We start from the raw sequence: 22,174 nt of genomic DNA, 5'->3' as shown, positions 1-22,174 counted from the left end.
GCGTCAAAGCGCAGTTGACGACATAACCCCGCCACGGCAAATCGGTTCCCAAAAAAATCGATGCCCCTAAAAAAAGCCGCGCGACTAATGATTTTCAGCTCAGAATCCGCGTACCACCTGACACTTGCCGTGATCTGCTAGTCCAACCCCATATCACGCCGATCCTTCTTGGTAGGCCTGCCGCCCTTTTCGTATTTCGGATTAGCACCTTGTGCGGCGCGCGGGCGCGCGACCGGCGCAGGTGTCAGATCTTCATACAGCGCCTGCGCCTCTGGCGCGGGTCCGCGTCGTTCGCCACAGGCCAGAATGCGGACCACTTTCGTCTCACGCGCCTGAATGAATGTCAGCACATCACCGGGACCAACGGGCCGGGCAGGTTTGCTGACCGGTTGGCTATCCACCCGCACCTTGCCCGCTGTCACAACCCCGGCGGCCAGGCTGCGCGATTTGAAAAACCGCGCGTGCCACAGCCATTTATCCAGCCGGATGGTCGGACGGGGGTCGGTCAATCCTTCTTGAACCCGGCCAGTGCGGCGGCAAAGGGGTTATCCGGATCGATCTGCTTTTCACGCTTGGGCTTGGCCTGATAGCTTTGCGGCTTGTTGCCACCACCCTGCGGTTTACCACGCCCTTTTGGTTTTCCCTTGCCTTTCGGGCGGTCACCCTGCGGGCGGGCAGGTCGTGCCGCACGACCGCCCCAGGTGAATGTGTAGAACACTTCGATCTCAGGGCCGGTATCGGCCACCTCAAGCGTCGTCTCCGCCGGCACCTCATCGGTGGTTGGCGGCACTTCGACGGGGGTCTCTGTCGGGGTCTCGACTGGAACCTCGACCGGGGTTTCCTGTGGTGTCTCGACCGGGCTTTCGGGCGGTGTGTCACCAGGCACCTCGGTCGGGGGCGTTTCCGGCAACGGATCACTTTGGGCGACAACTTGCGTCGCGACAGCGCGGGTTTTCTCGCGTTCGCCCTTTTCGGCTTTATAGCCCAGACCCGTCATCAGATCGGCAAACTGGTCCAACGTCATGCCGGTGATCGACAGCATATCGGGGTTCGCCTCGAACCCGCCACGGCTGTCCTGATCGCGCAGCATATCAGCCAAACGTTCCAGCATGTCGATGCGGATCGCCCGTTCACCGGCAGCACGATAGCCCGCCATGGCGTAATAGCCGGGCACGGCGTCTTTGGATGCGGGCACCGTGACCAGACCGGGGGGCGGGCTTTCGGGGAACTCCTGCAAGCCCTTGGTCAGCGACCAGAGCACAAGGCGTAAACGGGTCGGCGCGGGTTTCAGCAGCAAGGGCTGGAAAATCGTGAACTGGCCAAACCGGACGCCATGTTTGCGCAGCGCGCCACGGGCATCCTGATCCAGCGCCTTGACCTCATCGGCCACTTCCCCGCGCGGGATAATGCCAAAGCCTTCGGCCATACGAAAGGCAAAGCCCTTTGCCGCTCCTGTCAGGGTCTCGTCATTCTTCAGCGCAAGCAGACCCTCAAACCCTGCCGCTATCTTGCGGTCAATGAAATGCTGCAAACGACGCTGCACCTTGGCGGCCACATCAGGTCCAGCCTCTTCATCGACGAACGCCTCAACCCCCGGCTTGAACGGATCGGCACCCGCCACCAGCTTGCCCACGGCCTGATCGCCCCACATCAATCCACCCTGTTCGGTGAAATCAATCTCGGGGTCCGGAGCATTATAAAAGCGATCCGCGCGCAGGTGAAACTGCGGCACCAGTGCCGCCACCGAGGCCTGGCGCAACGTCTTGGCCTCATCCGGGCTACCCGCCTTGTCCATGCGAAACCGGAACCCTTCCAGCCGCCCGACGAATTCGCCCTCAACCGTTACTTCACCCTTGTCGTTCACGTCAGCCACAAGGCTCTCCTTCTGTTTGAGCCGGCGAAGCAGAATGCTGGTCCGCCGGTCCACAAATCTTTGCGTCAATGCACCATGCAGTGCATCCGATAAACGGTCTTCTACCGCGCGGGTTTCCTCGCGCCAATGAGATTCGTCAACCAACCACCCCTTGCGTTGGGCCACATACGTCCATGTCCGAATATAGGCCAGCCGCTTGGACAGCGTATCAATGTCCCCATCGGCCCGGTCAATCCGTTTCACCTGAAGGGCGAACCAATTGGCATCAACATGCCCAAGCTGATGCAGATCATTGTAGATATGGGTCAACAACCCGGCATGTTCACCGGCTGAAATGCCCCTGAAATCGGGAATGCGGCAAACATCCCACAACAGTTTGACCGACGGGCCATCAGTGGCGCGCGCCGCCACCTCTGTATCCGCCGCCAGCGTCTTGAGCGCGCGCAGATCATCGCTTTCGCGGACACGGGTCAACCACTGATCATCAGTGCGTTCTTCCAGCTTGGCGATCAGCCGTTTGACCGACCCGAACTGCAGGGCACTGTTGCGCCATTGCAGCTTCTTGACGGGTTGGAACCGATGATCGGCAATCGCTTCGGCCACAGCCTCATCCAGCGGAGGCGCTTCGCCCGTAACACCGAAGGTGCCGTTCTCGATATGGCGGCCAGCGCGGCCGGCAATTTGCGCCAGCTCTTCTGGCTGTAAATGCCGCATCCGGCGACCATCAAACTTGGTCAGCGACGAAAAAGCGACATGGCTGATATCAAGGTTCAGCCCCATCCCGATGGCATCAGTGGCCACCAGATAATCCACATCGCCGTTCTGATACATCTCGACCTGGGCGTTGCGGGTGCGGGGGCTAAGCGCACCCATCACCACCGCAGCACCGCCTTTTGTGCGGCGCAAGAGCTCAGCGATCGCATAGACATTTTCAACAGAAAACCCCACAATCGCGGCCCGGCTGGTCATTCTGCTTATCTTTTTCGAACCTGTATAGGATAATTCGGACATCCGGTCGCGGCGCATGAACTGCGCCTCCGGCACCATGGCGGCAATCGCCCCGCGCATCGTGTCAGCACCCAGAAACAAGGTTTCATGCAAGCCGCGCGCATGCAGCAAACGGTCGGTAAACACATGGCCGCGCTCTGGATCAGCGCATAGCTGTATCTCGTCCACCGCCAGAAAATCACAGCCCATACCATCCGGCATCGCCTCGACCGTGCAGACCCAATAGGCGGCACGCGGTGGTACGATCCGTTCTTCCCCGGTGATCAACGCGACAACAGACGGGCCGCGCACCGCAACAATCCGGTCATAGACCTCGCGCGCCAGTAGACGCAGCGGCAGGCCGATCACACCAGTCCGATAGGACAACATCCGTTCAATCGCGTAATGCGTCTTGCCCGTGTTTGTCGGACCAAGAACCGCCGTAATCCGGGAGGCTTGCATGTCTTTCCCCGATCAGGGGACAGGCTGTCAGAGCGCCTGCCCTTCCAGTTCAATTGTCAAAGCATCAATCGCGGCCCGCGTCTCGGCTGATTGCGGGTTGATCGCCAGAACCAGCTCGTAGAGTTCCAGCGCATCTTCGGGCCGTTCCAGTTCCTGCATCATCGTGGCCAGACCCCGCATCGCCTCGAAATGGCGGGGGTTCAGGCGCAGGGTCTGGCGGATATCATCAAGGGCCGGGCCGATCATACCCAGCATGTAAAACGACGTCGCACGGCCATAATAGCCTTCGGCGAAATCCGGGGCGTGATCGACAAGGGCGGAAAAATGCTCAACCGCCACATCAGGCGCGCCATCATCCAGCGCGTCCTGCCCACGGCGCAACAAAAGATCCATCGCGGGCGAACCGCTCCTCTCCCACTGGGCGATAATCTGCTCTTCGATACGCAGATAGGTTGTCTCATCTGCCTGGAGCAGCTCTTGATAAAGCGTATCCAGCGTCGACTGCTGAGCACTCGCAGGTAAGGAAAACCCCACTCCTAAAACAAGTGCCGTAACGATACATTTGAAGCGATGTGTCTGCGTAACCATAACGCTAATGTAGCGCACTGTGCAGCCAACACCAGAGGGGCACAGTCACATCAATGAAAGAGGACAAAAACATGAGCGACGTTGTGACCGAGGCCGTAGCCGCCCTGAACGCAAAAATGGACGGAGCGGGCTTTGACGGCACCGCCAAATTCGTCATCGAAGACGAAGGGTCGATCATCATCGACGAAAACGGCGCGCGCGCAGGCGACGAAGACACCGATGTGTCACTGACCGCCAACACCGAAACCTTCAAATCCATTCTGGACGGCGAACTGAACCCCACAACCGCATTCATGACCGGCAAACTGACCGTCGATGGCGATATGGGTCAGGCCATGAAACTGTCCGGCGTGCTTTCGTAACCATGGAAAAGGCTCCCCTCTTTGACGATATCGCCGAAGCACCTCACGGGGGGGTCGCCCACTGGCTGACCACATCCGATGGTCTGCGCATCCGCGTGGGCCACTGGAAACCAGCCGATGCCAAGGGGACGGTCCTGATTTTTCCGGGCCGCACCGAATTTGTCGAAAAATACGGGGCGACGGCCAAGGCGCTTTATGACCGCGGCTATGCCAGCCTGGCCATTGACTGGCGCGGGCAAGGTATCGCCGACCGGCTGCTGACCAACCGGGCCATCGGGCATGTGGGGCATTTCACCGACTATCAGATGGATGTCGCCGCCGTTGTAGCCCATGCCAAGGCGCTGGACCTGCCACGCCCCTATTTCCTGATCGGTCATTCCATGGGTGGCTGCATTGGGCTCCGCGCCCTGATGGAAGGGCTGGATGTCAAAGCCGCGATGTTTTCGGCCCCGATGTGGGGCATCCAGATGTCCACCGCCCTGCGGCCTGTCGCCTGGGGGCTTTCGGCAGTCAGCACACCACTTGGGTTTGATCAAAGCCTCGCCCCCGGCCAGTTCGAACAATCCTACGTGTTACGCGCGGATTTTGAAGGTAATACGCTGACCAACGACCCCGAGATGTTCAAAAAGCTGCGCACACAGCTCAATACACACCCCGACCTGGCCCTTGGCGGCCCATCCTTGCGGTGGCTCAACACATCCTTGCGCGAAATGCATAACCTCAGCCTCGCACCTTCACCCGATCTGCCCTGCATCACCTTTCTGGGCAGCGATGAGGCCATCGTTGACCCCGGACGCATCCAGTCAAGAATGCGCCAGTGGTCCGGCGGCGCCCTGCATACCATCGCCAAAGGCCAGCATGAAATGCTGATGGACGCCCCCCGGATCCGAAAGACGATCATCGACCAGACAACAGCATTGTTTGATACCCAGCTGGTGACACAAGCCGCGTGATGGGCAACGGCGAAGCCTTCATCCTCTATATCAATCTGCTCGGGCTTTCTTTCCTGATCTTTTACGGCTGGTATGTCCTGATAAAGAAAAACGATCCGGGCGTCGTTGGCCTGACGCTCTCCGCCATCATCTCAGTCCAGCTGATCAGCACGATACTAGAGCATCTGTCGGGTTAATTCCGCGCGTTCAAATCTTAACGCTGGGTTCACATTTCCACCGCGCGCACCCTTAACCACGGAATTTGCCGCAAAAAGGTCCGACGCAAGTCCGACGCTTTGCCGACGCATCGCCGACCGCCCCTTTTCGACAAAACCCCTGTTTTAACGAAGGTTTCGCAAGTTTTGCGATTCGGGGTGTTGCGCAATGTTGCCCGCACCACCGAACGTTGCGTGACGCCGGCAAACTGCGCGCTATTATTTGCCCTATGGCCGATGTCCTCACCTTCACCGATCGCGGAATTTACTGCCCTGCTGGCGATTTCCATATCGACCCGTGGCAACCCGTGGAAAGGGCCCTGATCACCCATGGCCACAGCGACCACGCCCGCCCCGGCATGGGGCGCTATCTGGCAACGACGGGCACAGCACCCGTGATGCGTCACCGGCTTGGCGAGATCACTCTGGATACCATAAACTACGGCGAAGACAGGCAAATCGGCAACGCAAAGGTGTCCTTTCACCCCGCCGGTCACGTCCCCGGATCAGCCCAGATCAGGGTCGAGGTGAAAGGTGAGGTCTGGGTCGTCTCGGGCGATTACAAGACCGTGGCGGACGGCCTGTCCGAACCGTTCGAGCCTGTCAAATGCCACGCTTTCATTACCGAATGCACCTTTGGTTTGCCCATCTTCAAATGGACCCCGCAGGACATCCTGACTGAGCAAATCAACAACTGGTGGGCCACCAATGCCGCTGCCGGGCGCACCTCCATTCTTGGGGCCTACGCACTTGGCAAGGCCCAACGCCTGCTCGCCACGGTCAACCCCGATATCGGCCCGATCCTGACCCATGGTGCGATTGAAAACACCAATGAAGTGCTGCGAAATCAGGGCATTACACTGCCCCAGACAACCTACGCCACCGCCGATATCACCGCCAAAACCCACCCCGGCGCGCTGGTCCTGGCGACCCCCAGCGCCCTTGGCACCACATGGACACGCCGCTTCGGCCCCGCCTCAACCGCCTTTGCCAGCGGCTGGATGGCCTTGCGCGGAGTGCGCCGCCGCCGTGCTGCCGACAGGGGCTTTATCGTGTCTGACCATGCCGATTGGGACGGGTTGAATGATGCGATCCGGGCGACCGGAGCCACCAAAATTTTCGCCACTCATGGCTACACCTCCGTCTTCCAGCGCTGGCTGACGGAACAAGGCTATGACGCCCATGTGGTCAGCACGGATTACCACGGCGAAAGCCTTGATAATTCTGAGGAAAGCGAAGCATGAAAGACTTCGCCACCCTCTTCACCCGCATTGATGAGTCCACCAAGACCACGGTCAAAACCGCAGCTTTGGCCGACTATTTTCGCACCGCCGATCCCAGCGACAAGCTCTGGACAATCGCCCTCTTCACGGGTCGTCGCCCCAAGCGGACGATCACTGCGACCAGGTTGCGCGAATGGGCGGCCGAGGTTGCAGGCCTGCCCGACTGGCTGTTCGAGGAAAGCTACAGCATCGTCGGTGACCTCGCCGAGACTATCGCGCTCGTCCTGCCGCCCGCCGAACATGACGATGACCAATCCTTAACCTATTGGATCAATACCATAAAAACGCTCTCCACGTTGGAGGAGGAGGACCGCAAGGCCGGCATTCTGAAAGCGTGGAACAGCCTGCCCACAACACAGCGGTTTCTCTTTACCAAGCTGCTGACGGGCGGTTTCCGGATCGGGGTTAGCGCCAAGTTAATTACCCGCGCGTTGGCACAGGCGACCGGTCAGCCGGAACCGGAGCTGACCCACAAACTGATGGGCAACTGGACGCCCGACACGGCCACCTGGGACACCCTGATCGAAGCGGATGATCCCACTGCCGACCTGTCTCGCCCCTACCCTTTTTATTTGGCTTATCAACTGGATAGTCTTGATGACCTTGGCCCGCCCGCTGACTGGAACGCCGAACGCAAATGGGACGGTATCCGCGGCCAACTGATCATTCGCGGCGGCGAACATCACCTCTGGTCACGCGGCGAAGACCTGATGACCGACCGCTTTCCGGAACTCAGTACCTTGAAAGATTACCTGCCCGACGGAACCGTGCTCGACGGCGAAATCCTTGCCTTCGCCGAAGAAAAACCGCTTTCTTTCAACGCCTTGCAAAAACGCATCGGGCGCAAGACAGTGCCGAAAAAACTGCTGACCGAAGCGCCCGTGATCCTGATGGCCTATGACCTGCTGGAGCATGAGGGCAAAGATATCCGCGACGCCCCACTCAAGGATCGGCGTAACCATCTGAAAATGCTCATCAATCAAGCCCCTATCGAAACACCTATTCGTCTCTCCGAGGCTGTACAATTCCAGACATGGGACGACCTCGCCAAGGCCCGGGACCAATCCCGGGACATCGGCGCGGAAGGCCTGATGCTCAAGCGGCTGGACAGCCCCTATCTGTCGGGGCGCAAGCGCGGCGACTGGTGGAAATGGAAGATCGACCCGCTGACCATCGACGCAGTGATGATCTATGCCCAGGCTGGCCACGGGCGGCGCGCAAATCTCTTCACTGACTACACATTCGCGGTTCGCCAAGGCAATGATTTGGTCCCATTTACAAAGGCTTACTCCGGCCTGACCGATGCCGAGTTCCGCGAAATCACCGCTTGGGTCCGCAAGAACACCCTGCAGCGTTTCGGCCCCGTCCGGCAGGTGCCGCCAACCCATGTGTTCGAAATCGCCTTCGAAGGGATCCAGGCCAGCCCGCGCCACAAATCCGGCGTCGCCCTGCGGTTTCCCCGCATGTTGCGCTGGCGCAAGGACAAACCTGTGGACGAGGCGAACACGCTTGATGATCTTAAGGAAATGCTGGCCACCTATGGCTGACAGCCTTTCCACTGTCGTCGCGTCAACCTATATAGCGTCAAATAATCCAACGAGAGGTGAAAGATGCATCTTCCCCAGCCTGTTTTCGACGCCAATGCCAGCGGTGGCAAGAACCTTGGTGATTTGCCCGAATGGGACCTGACCGATCTTTATCCCAGCACTGACGCCCCCGAATTGAAGCGCGATCTGGACTGGCTGGAACAGGAATGTGCAGATTTTGCAAAGACTTACGAAGGCAAGCTGGCGGAACTGGATGCGGCGGGGCTGTTGAAAGCCGTACAGCGCTACGAACAGATTGATGTCATCGCCGGGCGCATCATGTCATTCGCGGGCCTGCGGTATTACCAGATCACCACGGATAGCGACCGCGCCAAGTTCATGGCCGATTGTCAGGACCAGATCACCAATTTCACCACACCGCTCGTCTTCTACAGCCTTGAATTCAACCGACTTGATGATGATCATCTGGCCGGGCTGCTGGCCAAAGACACCGACCTTGCCCGCTACAAACCCGTCTTTGACCGGATGCGCGCGATGAAGCCGCATCAGTTATCAGACGAGTTGGAAAAATTCCTGCATGATCAATCCACTGTCGGTTCAGCCGCGTGGAACCGCCTGTTCGATGAAACCATGGCAGCACTGGAATTTGAGGTGGATGGCGAGGCGCTGAGCCTTGAAGCCACATTGAACCTGCTGACCGAACAGGACCGCGCCAAACGCGAGGCCGCAACCCATGCGCTGGCCAAGGTGTTCAACGATAACATCAAGCTGTTTTCACGGGTCCACAACACGTTGGCCAAGGAAAAAGAGATCGAGGACCGCTGGCGCAAAATGCCGACACCCCAGACCGGTCGGCACCTGTCCAACCATGTGGAAGCTGAAGTGGTCGAGGCGTTGCGCAATGCCGTCGTCGCCGCCTACCCTCGTCTGTCGCACCGCTATTATGCGTTGAAAGCCAAATGGTTAGGGCTGGACCAGATGCAGGTCTGGGACCGCAATGCACCGCTTCCGCTGGAAAGCGACAGGATCGTCGATTGGGACGAAGCACGCGACACGGTCATGACTGCCTATGCCGAATTCGATCCCAAGATGGCGGATATTGCCAAGCCGTTTTTTACCGATGGCTGGATTGATGCGGCGGTCAAACCGGGGAAGGCACCGGGCGCGTTTGCGCACCCGACCGTGACGCCGGTGCATCCTTACGTGATGCTGAACTATCTGGGAAAACCTCGTGATGTCATGACTTTGGCGCATGAGTTGGGGCACGGAGTGCATCAGGTTCTGGCAGCGGAACAAGGTGAATTGCTGTCCTCAACCCCGTTGACTCTGGCCGAAACCGCATCGGTCTTTGGCGAAATGCTGACCTTCCGCAAGATGCTTGAGGGCGCGGCCAACGATCAGGAACGCAAGGTCCTGCTTGCCAATAAGGTCGAGGATATGATCAACACGGTCGTCCGCCAGATCGCGTTTTACGACTTTGAATGCAAACTGCACGCCGCCCGGGCCGAGGGCGAGTTGACGCCGGATGACATCAACGCGCTTTGGATGTCCGTGCAGGCCGAAAGCCTTGGGCCAGTGTTCGACTTCGCTGAAGGGTACGAAACCTTCTGGGCCTACATCCCGCATTTCGTGCATTCGCCATTTTACGTCTATGCCTACGCGTTCGGCGATGGCCTCGTGAACGCGCTTTATGCGGTCTACGAGGAAGGCGATCCGGATTTCCGCGCCAAGTATTTCGACATGCTGCGCGCCGGTGGATCCAAGCATCACAAAGAACTGCTTGCGCCCTTCGGTCTGGACGCGTCAGACCCCAAATTCTGGGACAAAGGCCTGGCAATGATCGAAGGGTTCATCGACGAGTTGGAGGCGATGGAGGGGTAAACCCTTCAAAAGGTCCCGGGTGCCCCCGAGGACGTCCGCTTGTGCTTGACGACGAGCCTCACAATGAACGGCGCGCGTTAGTCCAGTTCCGTCCAGGGCCAGGGTTTCACCTCGCTCGCCGCCGTCTGATATCGTGCGGCCTTGGCCATCCAGACACCCATCGTCGTTCCGATTTCGGCCAGTTGTTCATTGGGTTCGCGCTTGTTGAACAACATGATCACGAACTGCGCAATGGTCAGTAAGCCAAGCAGCGAACTGGCAATGCTCATCAGAAACGCGATGATCACCATGTGCACTGCCCGCAGCCAGATGTTTTCAAAATCGGCGTCGCCGTCGGTGTCGGCCGCTTTGTGATCTTTCGCCATTGTCCCCTCCTAATCCGCCGGTAGCCCGGCGGCAAAGACCATATCCATCATTCTCTGCGTCCCGCGCGAAAACTCAAGGGGGCATGGGTATTCTGCCCCGTCACGCACCGATTTGCCGAAGTTTTCGACCTGCAGAACATAATGATTGACCGCAGGCCAGCGTTCGCTGGTAACGGTTTGCCCGCCTGTTTCCAGTGTCAATTGCGCGATATCGAAAACATTGGCGTTATAAGGGCAGGTCAGCCGCAGCACGCCTTTTTCGCCATGAAACGTGATCTGCTGGTACGGAAACATCCGCATCGACACGACGGCAGAATAGGTGAAATCATCAAATTCCGCCGCCACCTGGGCAAAGACATCAACCCCGTTTTCCATACGCAGCTTTGCATGCGGCACCGCCACAGGCTCTGCCCCCGTGACAAATCGCGCTGATCCGAACGTATAAACCCCAATATCGCGCAGGCCCCCGCCGCCAGCATCAGCCTGATTGCGGATATTGCCCGTATCATCGTTAAAGAAACTGAACGCAGCATCCACATGCACCAGCTTTCCGATCGCGCCGCTCTGCACCAGTTCGCGCGCACGGATGAATTGCGGATGGTGGACGATCATGAATGCCTCAGCCGCCAGTTTGCCGGACCTGTCCCGCGCCGCGATCAGTGCGTCGAAATCGTCTTCCTGCAACGCCATTGGTTTCTCGCAAAGCACGTGCTTGCCCGCGTCGAGCGCCTTGATGGTCCAGTCAACATGCAGATGGTTGGGCAGGGGGATATAGATCGCATCAATCGCCGGATTTTCCAGCAAGGCGTCATAGCTTTCATGCAGCCGTAATCCCGGGGCGAAAGCCCTGAAACCGTTTGCTTTTTCGGGGTTTGCCGTCGCAAGTGCCGCCAATTCGGCCCCCTTGGCGGCATGTATGGCAGGGCCCATATGTTCGCGAGCAAAATTAGCCGCCCCCAGAATACCCCATCTGATTGGTGTCATCGCAGTCTCCTTGGGCGGCATGTTAGCGCCAACGCTGACCTAAGGGAAAGGTGCCATCCTCTTTCGATACGAAAAATCCCCGCCGGATGGACCGACGGGGATCAATTCTTGCATTCAGGTCAGGTTCACGCGTCGACCAGCATGCCCTTTTTCCGCGCCAGTTCCTGCATTTTCTTTTGCAGCTTCTCGAAAGCGCGTACCTCGATCTGGCGGATCCGTTCGCGGCTGACATCATACTGACCGCTCAGATCTTCCAGCGTCACGGTTTCTTCGGCCAGACGGCGCTGAACCAGAATGTCCTTTTCGCGATCATTCAGCACGTCCATCGCTTCGGCCAGCAATTCGCGACGCGCATCCAGCTCATCATGGGCCTCATAATCGGCGGCGGTATTGGCGCTTTCGTCTTCAAGCCAGTCCTGCCACTGGGCGGTGCCCTCACCATCAGAGCCGACTTGCGCGTTCAGGGATGCATCCCCGCCCGATAGACGGCGGTTCATCGAAATGACCTCGTCCTCGGTCACGCCCAGATCGGTCGCGATACGTTTGACGTTTTCAGGCCGCAAATCGCCATCTTCAAGCGCACCAATGCGGTTCTTAGCCTTGCGCAGGTTAAAGAACAGCTTTTTCTGCGCGGATGTCGTACCCAGTTTGACCAGCGACCATGACCGCAGGATATATTCCTGGATCGAGGCGCGGATCCACCACATGGCATAGGTCGCCAGACGAAACCCCTTTTCAGGGTCAAAGCGTTTGACGGCCTGCATCAGGCCCACATTGGCCTCTGAAATCACTTCGGCCTGCGGCAAACCATAGCCGCGGTAACCCATTGCAATCTTTGCAGCCAGACGCAGATGTGATGTGACCATCTGATGGGCAGCATCGGTGTCTTCATGATCCACCCAGCGCTTGGCCAGCATGTACTCTTCTTCAGGTTCCAGCATCGGAAATTTGCGGATTTCCTGCATGTAACGGTTCAGCCCACCTTCTGGTGATGGTGCTGGTAGATTCTTATAATTACTCACTGTCGTGCCCTCCTAATGTTTAAAGGCTTAACATGGATATGGTATCGTTGACGTGACGTTTCAAGACTAGGTATGAACTTTTCGTAAAGAGAATATGAACTGATCTGTTTAGTTTGAAAAGTCACATTAAAGTGCATTCACGCACATGCGATTGATTATTTCAGCCCTTATCGCCAAGCGCGCGCAGTAATTCGCGCATATCTGCGGGGATTTCCGCCTCGAACTCTAAAAACTCGCCTGAGACTGGATGAGCGAATCCCAGCGTCGCCGCATGAAGCGCCTGCCGTGAAAAAGCCGCCGCTGCGTCCGCCCCGCCCTCGCCCACCGCCTTGGGCGAGAGTTTGCGCCTGCCGCCATAGGTTGGGTCACCTATCAATGCGTGACCGCAATGGGCCATGTGGACCCTGATCTGGTGCGTGCGTCCGGTTTCCAGCCAGCATTCGATCAGCGCAGCGGCGGGTGGCTGACCCAGAGGGGTCATGATGCGGGCGCGCGTTACCGCGTGACGCCCGTTTGTGAACGATACCGCCTGCCGCTGACGGTCGGTTTTATGTCGACCCAGCAGTGTCTGGATTTTCAGGATGTTCCCCGGTTCAAACGATGTGCCCTTGATCCCGCGCAAACGCGGATCATTGGCATCTGGTACGCCATAGCAGACCGCCAGATAGCGCCGGGCCACAGTATGCGCAGCAAACTGATCCGCCAGATGATGATGTGCCCGGTCGGATTTGGCAGCGACCAGCAGACCGGTTGTGTCCTTGTCGATCCGGTGAACAATGCCTGGGCGTTTGAGGCCACCAACACCTGACAGCGTCTCACCACAATGATGGATCAGAGCATTGACGACTGTGCCGCCCGGTGTGCCGGGTGCGGGATGCACAACCATGCCTGCCGGTTTGTTGACGACGATCAGGTCGTCATCCTCGAATACCACCTCCAGCGGGATATCTTCGCCGCTGATATGGCTTTCCTCGGCCTCCTCGACCGTCACGACCACCTGCGCGCCTTCGGCAATCCGAAACCGCGGATCGGTAATGACCTGACCATCAACGCTGATGGCTCCATCCGCGACCAGCCTTGCCAAGCGGGACCGGCTAAGGGCTGCGTCGTCAGGAACATCGCGACCTAATGCCTTATCAAGGCGCGGGGGCGGGTTTGGGCCGATTTGGAAGGTGACGGTGGTTATCAACTGTATTGCACTCCAATTGCCACCGGGTGTGGCCGCAATTGACTGCGTCAATCGCTTACCCACACTCTTTCAAAATTCTTGAATTTTGAAAGTGGTACCACCTCCTGGTCTCGAACCAGGGACCTCTTGATCCACAATCAAGCGCTCTAACCAACTGAGCTAAGGCGGCACATCGCCGGATTTAGCGCCAAGGTGCCATGATTGCAAGACCTTCAGAGGGTAATCTGCCAGGTCTCTTCCACCAGATCGACACCAAAGGAATGGACCGGTTTGGCATCAAGCCGCGTGAACCCGTTGCGGCGATAGATACGGCCCGCTGCGGCGTGGCTTTCATGGGTCCAGAGGGTCATGCCCTTGTAGCCAGCCGTCCTGGCAAATTGCAGACAGGTATCCAGCAATGCCTGCGCCACACCGGTACCACGCGCGGCCTCGACCACATAAAACAGGCGCAGCTTCGCGGTTTCACCATCCAGGCGGACACAAAAAATATGGCCCAGACGGGTATCGCCATCATGGGCAACCCAACCGGCCTCGCATGCGGGATCATGATCGGCCAGAAAAGCCCTGACAATTTTTGCGACCAATGCCGGAAAGGTATCATCGAACCCTTCGACCTTGGCATAGTGGTCGGCGTGCTGGGAAATGAGCCAATGCGCGTCGCTGGCAGCAAAAGGGCGAAGTGTGAATGTCATGGCGCCAGCTTGCCAACCCGACCCTTGCCATTCAAGCGCTATCGCCTGTAGGACAAAACCCAAAGATCAAGAGGATCACCATGGGTATCAACAGCGAACGCGACATCGAAGCCAATATGCAGATTGGGCCGACGGACCTTGGCATGGTGCGGATTTTCATCGAGGCGGACGGGACAGAGATACCCATGGATTTCGACCCGGAAGAGGCCGACGAAATCGCCGAGGAAATCCGCGCCGCCGCAGTCGCAGCGCGTGCGATCAGGAAAAGGTAGCAGCGGCAAAACAGACTTTGCAAAAAGTCTGTGGAAAATCCTTCTCAAGGATTTTGTCCAATTCCTTAGATAAGGAATTGCCCCCCTAAAACATGCGTTCGGGAGAGTACCCTGGATCACGCGCGGCCTGCGCGCGGATCGCCGCGTGACGTGCAAATTTCTGCACCATCACCTTGCGTCGTGGCGCGGCCAGTTTGATCTCTGGTCCCATGCGCACAATCTCGGCGTCATAGCCATCAGCCAGGATCAGACCGGTATCATCAGGCAGCATTTCGGTCGGGAAATCATTGTCGACCGCCCAGAAAAACCTGTCACACCATTCCAGATAACCCTGCCATTTGTGATCGGCCTGAAAATCCGCTCGGCAGGATTTGCATTCGATAATCCAAACCTCACCTTTCGGCCCCAGTGCCATGACATCGACCCGCAGGCCGGATGCAGGCACCAATTCCTCGACCGAGACAAAATCATGGCTCAGCAAATGGCGGCCCACGCCGCGGGCCAGCAATTGGCCGGGTAGAAGCGTGTTTTGGCTGACGTCATCGGGCATGGCAAAAACATGAACAATCCGTGAACAAAAATCAATTCAGAATTTTGTTGACATGATACCCATCGGTTTCATATTCAAATAATACCAAAAAGTATCACATTGGAGTGCCTTATGAGAACACTTACCATTCTCGCCCTGGTGGCGACCGCGACATCCGCCAGCATGGCCAACGCAGATGCGATCACCGCAATCACCCCAGCCGCACTTGACTGGGTGGAAACGCCAGAAGGCGTTGCCTTTGCCGATCTGCACGGCACGCGCATGTCAGAGCCCTACATGTCCATGGTGCGCCTGCCCGGCGGCACCGTCAGCCCACCCCATATCAAATCCGCCAACATGTTCGGCGTCATGATCTCTGGCACGATGACCCATATGTCGGCGACCGCGGCTGATGCGGGCACGCCATTGGGCGCTGGTGCCTTCTATCTGGTGCCGGCCAACCTGCCCCATGTCAGCAGCTGCGTATCAACCGAACCCTGCATCACCTTCCTGTATCAGGACGGCGCTTTCGATTTTCTGCCGGTCGACCAATGACGGGCCCACAACCCACCTTTCGCGCCCTGGCGGACCCGACCCGCCGCGACATTCTGATCATGTTGCGCGACCGCGACATGACAATCGCCGAAGTCGCTGAGAATTTCGACATGACCCGCGCCGCCGTCAAAAAGCACCTGACCGTGCTGTCGGATGGCGGGCTGATCACGGTGCAACCGCGCGGGCGCGAGCGCATCAACACGTTCAATCCGCTGGGGATGGCCCCCGTTCTGGACTGGCTGAACTACTTCGATGCCTTCTGGGATGACCGCCTGAGCGCCCTGAAATCCGCCATTGAAAAGGACACCACATGACCATTAACAAATCGATCTACCTGCGCGCTAGCAAGCAGGATGTCTGGGCCTATCTGACCGATCCTGACAAACTTGCGATCTGGTTTCACAAACCTGCCAAAACCCTTGCATCAGGCGCCCCCTACGAAATGTTCGGCACCGAAAGCGGTGACAAGCTGATGTGGGGCGAGGTGCTGGATGCGGAACCGCACGATCTGCTGCGCTATACATTCACCATCAAGCCGATGGGCGATGCGGTCAGCACGGTCACCTGGACCTTGCAGGATGTGCCGGGCGGGACCCGGCTCAACCTGTTGCACGAAGGGCTGCCCGCGGGTGAGGCCGCGTTTGACCTGACCCTGGCGCTCGACAAGGGTTGGGACGATCATCTAGGGCGTTTGCGCGCGGATATCCATGCCGGTTAATCGCCCAAGGGTGACACGTATGACAATAACTGGCGGTGCTTTCCCCGAATCTCCAGAGGCATCGCCGGTTTCCGGCAGAATTTCATAGCCGACACGGCGACATGCGAAAACCCCTTGAAATCTGCGCATTCATCTTCGCCAAACGATATTCTTGTTTCTTTTCAGAAGATAAGCAGAAATCCGCCGATAATGCGTTCATCGAAACCGCTCGGAAATGTGGCGCAATTGGGGCCGCAACCTTCCATTAATAGGCGGAAAACCACTCATCGGTCACTTTTTCGTCGGGTTTAAGGTGCAAAAAGAGGTCAGACGAACTGAGGAGTGAGACCATGTCGATTTTTGCAGATATCACCTTTTTCGAGGTTTGCATGGCACTTCTGACTGTCGGTGTCGCTGAACGGGCGCTGCTCGCTTATGCCCCGATCGAAATGGTTGGTCCCCAAGGTTGGCTGATCAAAGCGGATGTTCAGGAATAAAGCCTGCATCGCATCTTGCCCAAGCGCCCATTGCCCCCTAACTGTTAGCAAGGCGGGCTTCTGCTCTTCGCGTTAATACGGGGTTACATTCCAGTGGCCTTAAGCAAATCCGAGGGAGCTGGCTCTGTTCTGACCCTGGTCTGATTATCTGGCGCCCACCTGTACATACAGGTCCTCGGGAACAAAATCCCAAACGGTTGCTGCGGTTCCCGCCACCTTTGTTCTACTTGCTGTGCTTTCGCGGCCCTTTGCCAAGCGGCAAAGCACCGATAACCCGCGAGGTCCAGCGCGGCGCAGTGTCATGCCCTATGTCCTCTACGACATGACACTGCTCTGCTCGGTCTGCTGCATCAACCTTGCTGTTTTCAAGCTTACGCTCATCCAAAACGCCAGCCGCACCAACAACCCTGTCTGCTTGGCCCTCCAACTCCTCGGCCTTTTGGTCGAGATCGTTCAGGTTGATGGGTTGAAATCGATTAGTCAGCATGGCGCGAATCCGTTCTAAATCAACGATGCCTGAACTCTTTATAGTTGCCGTCGAGCCTCTACACTGAACGTCAAGGCGAACACTTTGTCAGCAAACAAAAGGTTTATGATCGTATATCTTTGGTTTATTTTGGACCGATTTACTTGAAATCACACGAAAAATCGAAATGGGTCAGCGATATGTTGCCGCCCGGTCCGCTATTATGGGGTCACAATAATCCCATCGGCTCGGTGACTGATGTTCCGGTTCACCGGCGACGGCCAGCCGTTCCACCATCCTTTGCCAAGAAACAATTACCTTGCTTTTCGACCGCTGGCAGGCACCCTTTGACCATTCAAAATGTGGAGGCGAACGATGTGTGATATCTGTGTAATGAATGCGGTAAAGGACAAGATGCTGTCACGGCGACAGTTTTTCAAAGGTTCGCTGGCGGTTGGGGCCGGTGCAACACTTGGCGTCACGGCGGCCGCTCCGCCTGCGCTGGCGGGTGGTCATGGCGCCGTCACCGACATGACCCATATGTTGCATCCCAATTTCCCCACCTATTTCGGCGAATCCGGCATGCAACTGGAAACGCTCGCATCCTTCGGGACGGATGGATTCAATAACAACCGCATTATGGTCGTCGAACATACCGGCACCCATATCGATGCGCCGCTGCACTTTTCCGAAGACGGCGCTTCGGTTGACGAGATTCCGATCGAAAGCCTGGTTGCGCCCCTTTGCGTGGTCGATATCGCGGCCCGCGCGGCTGAGGACGCTGACACACAGGTCACCCCTGATGATCTGCGGGCCTGGATCGCGGCCAATGGCGATATTCCGGAGAATGCCTGCGTGGCCATGCATTCGGGCTGGGGCCCAAAGGTTGATGGCGACGGTTTCAGAAATTTTGATGGGACTGCACAGCACTATCCCGGCTTTCATATCGAAGCGACCCAGATGCTGATCGAAGAAACGGGTGCCACATCGATGGCAGTTGATACCTTGTCACTGGATCACGGCATTTCCGCTGATTTTGCAACGCATTATGCGTGGTTGCCGACAGGGCGTTTCGGCATCGAATGCCTTGCCAATCTCGATCAGGTTCCTGCTGCTGGCGCTACACTTGTCATTGGCGCACCCAAACATCAGGGCGGTTCCGGCGGCCCTGCCCGCATCTTTGCGATGGTCTAGGCTCGGCGGTTTGCGGCCCTTGCCGGGGCCGCGACCCGCACCGGGATCATCCTGCCGCCGCGCGGTTCGTCATCATCATCGTCTGCATTCAGCATGATGGTCACCGCAAATTGCACGCTGCCAAAAACCGTGCCGTGAAAGAACCACAGCAGGAAAACGGCCAGCCAACCGACATCCGACCCGGCTACCAGTGAACCAATCCGCGCAACATCGAACCAAAGGATCATCGCCACAAAGACCGCCGATAGGGCAAAGCCGATGGCGCAGTGGCGCAGGTAAAGCCGCATCAGATCGGGTTCATGTGCTGGTTTCATAGCGATCCCCTTTGTCCTCCAAGATAAGTCTATCGGGGTTAAGGGCAAGCTAGAATGCGTCGGGCTGCGCCTCGCGTGCCATGTGATCCAACACGGCATTAACGAATTTCGGCTCTTTCCCATCGCTTGAAAAAGCCTCGGCCACACCGACAAATTCGCTGATCACAACCTTGGGTGGGGTTGCCTTGTCGATCAGTTCTGCTCCGGCGGCGCGGAACAGCGCCCGCCAAGTCGGATCGATCCGGGCAATCGGCCATTTGGCCACCAAGGCCCGGTCCGTCATCTGGTCAATCGCCGCCTGATGATCGACCGCATTTTCCATCAGCAGACGGAACGTATCGACATCGCCTTCGGCCATTTCGCCTTCTTCATAGGTCGCACCGAACCGGTGATCCTCAAACTCGGCCACGACGGCATCGACCGTCTGGCCGGATGCCTCCATCTGGAACAGCGCCTGCACGGCGTAAAGCCGGGCAGCGGATTTCATCTTGCGACGTTGATTGTTCGAAATGGTCATGCTGTCGTCTTGCCGTCCGCATCACCGGCCAGCTGAATTTCCTTGGTAAAGCCGACCCCCTTGGTGGCACTGCCCCACTTACGGGCGAGCGCGATCAGGTGCAAGGCTGCCGCAGCCGCCCCCCCGCCCTTGTTCATCTGGTCAGGATCGGCACGCACGGCGGCCTGTTCGTAAGTCTCGACCGTCAGGATGCCGTTGCCGATGCAAAGTCCTTGCAAACCAAGCAGTTGCACCGCCCGGCTGCTGTCGTTGCAGACGGTGTCGTAATGCGTCGTCTCGCCCCGGACCACGCAGCCAAGGGCAACGTAGCCGTCGAAATTCGACATCCGTTCAGCGATGCCGATGGCGGTGGGGATTTCCAGCGCACCGGGCACATGCACGATGTCCCATGTCGCCCCGGCCTTTTCAATCTCGACCTTGGCCCCGGCGATCTGGTGGTCGCTGATATCCTTGTAATAGGGCGATGCGACGATCAGGATTTTCACCGGCTTGTCGAACTCCGGCAGCGGCATGATGTGATGGGACGGTCCGGCCATTATCCGATCTCCGAAATTTTGCGGGTGCCCACGATTTCAAGTCCGTAGGCGTCAAGGCCCACGACCTTTGGCTTGGGGGAATTGGTCAGCAACTCGATTTCGTGGATGCCGAGCGAACTGAGGATTTGCGCGCCCAGCCCGTATTGCCGCAAAGTCTGCGGTGACACCTCTTCATCGGTCTCCAGCTTCATGTGGACGTCACGCAACAGCACCAGCGCGCCGCGCCCTTCGGCTGCGATCACGTTCATCGCATCGCCGAATTCATTGCGCCGCCCCTTCGGTCCGACACCGACCACATCCAGCATCGGATCCATCGCGTGCATGCGCACCAGCACAGGCTCTGGCGTGGAAATATCGCCCTTTATCAAGGCGATATGTTCCGCGCCTTGGGTTTCGTCGGTGTAAATCCGAAGCTCCCATTCGCCACCGAATTCCGATGTGATCGTGCTAGTTTCACGCACGCGCACCAGGTTGTCGTGGCGGCGGCGATAGGCGATCAGATCGCTGATCGTGCCGATCTTCAGGTTATGCAACTGGGCAAAGGCGACAAGGTCGGGCAGCCGGGCCATCTGCCCGTCTTCCTTCATGATCTCGCAGATCACGCCGGACGGGTTGAGGCCGGCGAGGCGGGCGATATCGGTTGCGGCCTCTGTGTGGCCAGCGCGGACAAGGACGCCGCCGTCACGGGCACGCAGAGGAAAGACGTGGCCGGGCGTTGCAATGTCGGCGGCGCCTTTGGAGGCGTCGATGGCCGTTGCCACGGTCAGCGCGCGGTCATGGGCGGAAATACCGGTGCTGACGCCCTCGCGCGCTTCGATGCTGACGGTAAAGGCGGTTTCGTGGCGCGATGAGTTGTGCGAGGCCATCAGCGGCAGGCCCAGCGCATCGATCCGCGCGCCGGGAAGTGTGAGGCAAATCAAGCCTCTGCCATGCGTGGCCATGAAGTTGATCGCGTCCGGCGTGGCCATCTGGGCGGGGATGACCAGATCGCCCTCATTCTCGCGGTCTTCGTGATCGACAAGGACGAACATCCGGCCATTGCGGGCGTCTTCGATGATCTCTTCAATGCTGCTGATCGCGTCGGACCAGTCGCGTTCGACCTGGCCGGGTGTTTCGAAATTCTGGTTCATGCAAATCCCCGTTGGGCTGTTAGAGGCCAGATAGCCCAGCGCCCGGGATTTGGAAAGAGTGATGGGGGGAAACGCAACGTTCGGTGGGGTGCGCAACAGCGTGATCGGCGCACGGCGGCGAATCGTGGGTTAATCCCAATGAATGCTGCGAAATGCGCGGTCGGCATCACGTCGGCAAAACGTCGGACTTGCGTCGGACCGTTTGCGGCCAAATCCCCGGATTACCGCACCGAACGATGAAAGTGTTACCGCGGCGTTAGGACTTTGTAAGATGAGTCTTGACCCATCCTATCGGAAGAATTGCCTGGCACTCAGATAACCTGCCATCTGTGCGGCCTCTGCCCATTCACGCTCGAACGCCGTGTCGCCGATCATCACAAAGCGGTCGGCGGGCTGGCCCTGGCTGATGATGATTTCGCGCATCCGGTCCCGCATCTGCGACCAACTGTCGGAAAACCGTGGTGCGGTAAAGGCCCTGTCGATCCCCGGCAGGGCCGCCAGATGGGTCGGTGTCACCGGTCTATGCCCCAAACCGGTCCGCGCTGTGTCAACCAGCGCGTCAAGCTTTGCGGCCCGGTCGGCAGGCAGCTCCTGCCCGTCCCGTAGCACATGCAAGGCGTTGTTGGAGAACATGAACCCGATCAGGTCATGCCCGGAACTGGCCCGGATGCCGGCATAAGTCTTGTAAGGCAATCCCAGCTGGGCCGCCCGTTTCACCCGCAGCCGCACGATTTCCACAGGCAGGGTCGGCATCAAATCCTTGCGCGCCTTGGCCCAGACATGTTTGCGCCAGCTATGGCCGGGTTCGATTACCCGGCCTGAATTATGTCCGATCCCTGCTGTCATCTTTGAACCATGCAACTTCTTCCCCGGCAGCTTGCCGCGCTGCAGCCGCAGTGTCAAAGGTTGTCAGGATCGCACCCGAAAGGTGACGCCAACCATGCCCATCCTCGGGGTCACGTCTGCATTCGCGGTAGGTGTAACTGCCATCAGGCAGGCGGATGATATCGACGCAGCGATCGCCCGTCTCATCCTCAATTGATTGCAAAACCAGGGGTTTCATTTCGTCAATCATGGAGGTGCTG

29 protein-coding genes and 1 tRNA gene are annotated in these 22,174 nt (G+C 58.2%); 12 read left to right on the top strand and 18 right to left on the bottom strand.

Annotated elements, in window-relative coordinates; genetic code table 11:
* Window positions 1–137: 137 nt before the first annotated feature.
* The 3 genes from ACFWW2_RS19525 to ACFWW2_RS19515 are packed head-to-tail and all read right to left on the bottom strand — an operon-like array spanning window position 138 to window position 3,910.
* Window positions 138–509 carry an RNA-binding S4 domain-containing protein gene (locus ACFWW2_RS19525; protein WP_393930876.1) on the bottom strand — a complete coding sequence of 124 codons (372 nt, stop codon included), beginning with the start codon at window positions 507–509 and terminating at the stop codon, window positions 138–140.
* Window positions 506–3,322: a helicase-related protein gene (locus ACFWW2_RS19520; protein WP_393930874.1), complete on the bottom strand. Its 2,817-nt coding sequence runs from the start codon at window positions 3,320–3,322 to the stop codon at window positions 506–508. The genes ACFWW2_RS19525 and ACFWW2_RS19520 overlap by 4 nt, the downstream gene beginning before the upstream one ends.
* A gap of 27 nt (window positions 3,323–3,349) precedes the next feature.
* Entirely contained in the window at window positions 3,350–3,910 is a 561-nt protein-coding gene (locus tag ACFWW2_RS19515; protein ID WP_393930872.1) for a tetratricopeptide repeat protein, read from the bottom strand.
* Window positions 3,911–3,981: 71 nt separating this feature from the next.
* On the opposite strand from ACFWW2_RS19515, the gene ACFWW2_RS19510 reads away from it, so the two are divergent.
* Genes ACFWW2_RS19510 through ACFWW2_RS19500 form a run of 3 tightly spaced genes read left to right on the top strand, consistent with a single transcriptional unit; the run spans window position 3,982 to window position 5,401 of the window.
* Window positions 3,982–4,272, top strand: a complete 291-nt coding sequence (locus ACFWW2_RS19510) for an SCP2 sterol-binding domain-containing protein (RefSeq protein WP_393930870.1) — start codon at window positions 3,982–3,984, stop codon at window positions 4,270–4,272.
* A gap of 2 nt (window positions 4,273–4,274) precedes the next feature.
* Window positions 4,275–5,225: an alpha/beta hydrolase gene (locus ACFWW2_RS19505; RefSeq protein ID WP_393930867.1), complete on the top strand. Its 951-nt coding sequence runs from the start codon at window positions 4,275–4,277 to the stop codon at window positions 5,223–5,225.
* Window positions 5,225–5,401 carry a hypothetical protein gene (locus ACFWW2_RS19500; RefSeq protein ID WP_393930865.1) on the top strand — a complete coding sequence of 59 codons (177 nt, stop codon included), beginning with the start codon at window positions 5,225–5,227 and terminating at the stop codon, window positions 5,399–5,401. Before ACFWW2_RS19505 ends, ACFWW2_RS19500 begins: the two co-directional genes overlap by 1 nt.
* A 29-nt stretch (window positions 5,402–5,430) precedes the next feature.
* Here ACFWW2_RS19500 and ACFWW2_RS19495 read toward each other — a convergent pair whose 3' ends face one another.
* Window positions 5,431–5,709 carry a hypothetical protein gene (locus tag ACFWW2_RS19495; protein WP_393931487.1) on the bottom strand — a complete coding sequence of 93 codons (279 nt, stop codon included), beginning with the start codon at window positions 5,707–5,709 and terminating at the stop codon, window positions 5,431–5,433.
* On the opposite strand from ACFWW2_RS19495, the gene ACFWW2_RS19490 reads away from it, so the two are divergent.
* The 3 genes from ACFWW2_RS19490 to ACFWW2_RS19480 all read left to right on the top strand — a co-directional run bounded on the left by ACFWW2_RS19490 (window position 5,650) and on the right by ACFWW2_RS19480 (window position 10,130).
* Entirely contained in the window at window positions 5,650–6,663 is a 1,014-nt protein-coding gene (locus tag ACFWW2_RS19490; RefSeq protein WP_393930863.1) for a ligase-associated DNA damage response exonuclease, read from the top strand. The two genes, ACFWW2_RS19495 and ACFWW2_RS19490, sit on opposite strands and share 60 nt — an antisense overlap.
* Window positions 6,660–8,249, top strand: coding sequence for an ATP-dependent DNA ligase (locus ACFWW2_RS19485; RefSeq protein WP_393930861.1), 1,590 nt, complete (start codon window positions 6,660–6,662; stop codon window positions 8,247–8,249). The genes ACFWW2_RS19490 and ACFWW2_RS19485 overlap by 4 nt, the downstream gene beginning before the upstream one ends.
* 63 nt (window positions 8,250–8,312) lie before the next feature.
* A complete protein-coding gene (locus ACFWW2_RS19480; RefSeq protein ID WP_393930859.1) occupies window positions 8,313–10,130 on the top strand; it encodes a M3 family oligoendopeptidase in 1,818 nt (605 codons plus the stop codon).
* A gap of 77 nt (window positions 10,131–10,207) precedes the next feature.
* Here the strand turns inward: ACFWW2_RS19480 and ACFWW2_RS19475 are convergent, their stop codons facing one another.
* The 6 genes from ACFWW2_RS19475 to ACFWW2_RS19450 all read right to left on the bottom strand — a co-directional run bounded on the left by ACFWW2_RS19475 (window position 10,208) and on the right by ACFWW2_RS19450 (window position 14,382).
* Window positions 10,208–10,495 carry a DUF4389 domain-containing protein gene (locus tag ACFWW2_RS19475; RefSeq protein ID WP_393930857.1) on the bottom strand — a complete coding sequence of 96 codons (288 nt, stop codon included), beginning with the start codon at window positions 10,493–10,495 and terminating at the stop codon, window positions 10,208–10,210.
* Window positions 10,496–10,504: 9 nt separating this feature from the next.
* On the bottom strand, window positions 10,505–11,479 hold the full coding sequence (locus ACFWW2_RS19470; protein WP_393930855.1) for a Gfo/Idh/MocA family protein: 975 nt from the start codon (window positions 11,477–11,479) through the stop codon (window positions 10,505–10,507).
* Window positions 11,480–11,604: 125 nt separating this feature from the next.
* Window positions 11,605–12,501 carry an RNA polymerase sigma factor RpoH gene (rpoH, locus tag ACFWW2_RS19465; protein WP_393930853.1) on the bottom strand — a complete coding sequence of 299 codons (897 nt, stop codon included), beginning with the start codon at window positions 12,499–12,501 and terminating at the stop codon, window positions 11,605–11,607.
* A gap of 160 nt (window positions 12,502–12,661) precedes the next feature.
* Window positions 12,662–13,690 carry an RluA family pseudouridine synthase gene (locus ACFWW2_RS19460; RefSeq protein ID WP_393931463.1) on the bottom strand — a complete coding sequence of 343 codons (1,029 nt, stop codon included), beginning with the start codon at window positions 13,688–13,690 and terminating at the stop codon, window positions 12,662–12,664.
* A 92-nt stretch (window positions 13,691–13,782) separates the two neighbouring features.
* A tRNA-His gene (locus tag ACFWW2_RS19455) sits at window positions 13,783–13,859 on the bottom strand.
* Between the two features lie 43 nt (window positions 13,860–13,902).
* Window positions 13,903–14,382 carry a GNAT family N-acetyltransferase gene (locus ACFWW2_RS19450; RefSeq protein ID WP_393930851.1) on the bottom strand — a complete coding sequence of 160 codons (480 nt, stop codon included), beginning with the start codon at window positions 14,380–14,382 and terminating at the stop codon, window positions 13,903–13,905.
* A gap of 80 nt (window positions 14,383–14,462) precedes the next feature.
* Here ACFWW2_RS19450 and ACFWW2_RS19445 point away from each other — a divergent pair, with 80 nt between their 5' ends.
* Complete coding sequence (locus ACFWW2_RS19445) at window positions 14,463–14,654, top strand: DUF6324 family protein (protein WP_393931461.1); 192 nt, start codon at window positions 14,463–14,465, stop codon at window positions 14,652–14,654.
* An 85-nt stretch (window positions 14,655–14,739) separates the two neighbouring features.
* Here ACFWW2_RS19445 and ACFWW2_RS19440 read toward each other — a convergent pair whose 3' ends face one another.
* The gene (locus tag ACFWW2_RS19440; RefSeq protein ID WP_393930849.1) at window positions 14,740–15,204 is read right to left on the bottom strand and encodes an MmcB family DNA repair protein; all 465 of its coding nucleotides are present in this window, start codon (window positions 15,202–15,204) and stop codon (window positions 14,740–14,742) included.
* A 111-nt stretch (window positions 15,205–15,315) separates the two neighbouring features.
* Between ACFWW2_RS19440 and ACFWW2_RS19435 the strand changes: the two genes are divergently transcribed.
* The 4 genes from ACFWW2_RS19435 to ACFWW2_RS19420 all read left to right on the top strand — a co-directional run bounded on the left by ACFWW2_RS19435 (window position 15,316) and on the right by ACFWW2_RS19420 (window position 16,932).
* On the top strand, window positions 15,316–15,738 hold the full coding sequence (locus ACFWW2_RS19435; RefSeq protein ID WP_393930847.1) for a cupin domain-containing protein: 423 nt from the start codon (window positions 15,316–15,318) through the stop codon (window positions 15,736–15,738).
* A complete protein-coding gene (locus ACFWW2_RS19430; RefSeq protein WP_393930845.1) occupies window positions 15,735–16,052 on the top strand; it encodes an ArsR/SmtB family transcription factor in 318 nt (105 codons plus the stop codon). Before ACFWW2_RS19435 ends, ACFWW2_RS19430 begins: the two co-directional genes overlap by 4 nt.
* Window positions 16,049–16,456 (top strand): SRPBCC family protein, encoded by a 408-nt coding sequence (locus ACFWW2_RS19425; protein ID WP_393930843.1) that lies wholly within the window; start codon window positions 16,049–16,051, stop codon window positions 16,454–16,456. The genes ACFWW2_RS19430 and ACFWW2_RS19425 overlap by 4 nt, the downstream gene beginning before the upstream one ends.
* A gap of 329 nt (window positions 16,457–16,785) precedes the next feature.
* A complete protein-coding gene (locus ACFWW2_RS19420) occupies window positions 16,786–16,932 on the top strand; it encodes a hypothetical protein (protein WP_393930841.1) in 147 nt (48 codons plus the stop codon).
* A gap of 223 nt (window positions 16,933–17,155) precedes the next feature.
* Here ACFWW2_RS19420 and ACFWW2_RS19415 read toward each other — a convergent pair whose 3' ends face one another.
* Entirely contained in the window at window positions 17,156–17,419 is a 264-nt protein-coding gene (locus ACFWW2_RS19415; RefSeq protein WP_393930839.1) for a hypothetical protein, read from the bottom strand.
* 354 nt (window positions 17,420–17,773) lie between these two features.
* Between ACFWW2_RS19415 and ACFWW2_RS19410 the strand changes: the two genes are divergently transcribed.
* Entirely contained in the window at window positions 17,774–18,592 is an 819-nt protein-coding gene (locus tag ACFWW2_RS19410) for a cyclase family protein (protein ID WP_393930837.1), read from the top strand.
* Here the strand turns inward: ACFWW2_RS19410 and ACFWW2_RS19405 are convergent.
* The 6 genes from ACFWW2_RS19405 to ACFWW2_RS19380 form a co-directional block, all read right to left on the bottom strand.
* On the bottom strand, window positions 18,589–18,906 hold the full coding sequence (locus ACFWW2_RS19405) for a hypothetical protein (protein ID WP_393930835.1): 318 nt from the start codon (window positions 18,904–18,906) through the stop codon (window positions 18,589–18,591). The genes ACFWW2_RS19410 and ACFWW2_RS19405 overlap by 4 nt on opposite strands.
* A 49-nt stretch (window positions 18,907–18,955) precedes the next feature.
* Window positions 18,956–19,423: a transcription antitermination factor NusB gene (gene nusB / locus ACFWW2_RS19400; protein ID WP_393930833.1), complete on the bottom strand. Its 468-nt coding sequence runs from the start codon at window positions 19,421–19,423 to the stop codon at window positions 18,956–18,958.
* Window positions 19,420–19,959: a 6,7-dimethyl-8-ribityllumazine synthase gene (locus ACFWW2_RS19395; protein ID WP_393930831.1), complete on the bottom strand. Its 540-nt coding sequence runs from the start codon at window positions 19,957–19,959 to the stop codon at window positions 19,420–19,422. The genes nusB and ACFWW2_RS19395 overlap by 4 nt, the downstream gene beginning before the upstream one ends.
* Window positions 19,959–21,089 (bottom strand): 3,4-dihydroxy-2-butanone-4-phosphate synthase, encoded by a 1,131-nt coding sequence (gene ribB / locus ACFWW2_RS19390; RefSeq protein ID WP_393930829.1) that lies wholly within the window; start codon window positions 21,087–21,089, stop codon window positions 19,959–19,961. The genes ACFWW2_RS19395 and ribB overlap by 1 nt, the downstream gene beginning before the upstream one ends.
* Before the next feature lie 288 nt (window positions 21,090–21,377).
* Window positions 21,378–21,935, bottom strand: a complete 558-nt coding sequence (locus tag ACFWW2_RS19385; RefSeq protein WP_393930827.1) for a hypothetical protein — start codon at window positions 21,933–21,935, stop codon at window positions 21,378–21,380.
* Window positions 21,913–22,152 (bottom strand): hypothetical protein, encoded by a 240-nt coding sequence (locus ACFWW2_RS19380; RefSeq protein ID WP_393930825.1) that lies wholly within the window; start codon window positions 22,150–22,152, stop codon window positions 21,913–21,915. The genes ACFWW2_RS19385 and ACFWW2_RS19380 overlap by 23 nt, the downstream gene beginning before the upstream one ends.
* Window positions 22,153–22,174: the final 22 nt, after the last annotated feature.

The organism is Yoonia sp. R2-816 (genome assembly GCF_046762905.1).
In the GTDB taxonomy this organism is placed as follows: domain Bacteria; phylum Pseudomonadota; class Alphaproteobacteria; order Rhodobacterales; family Rhodobacteraceae; genus Yoonia.
Note: the sequence above shows the minus strand (reverse complement) of the source record. Positions and strands in the feature narration are given on the sequence as shown.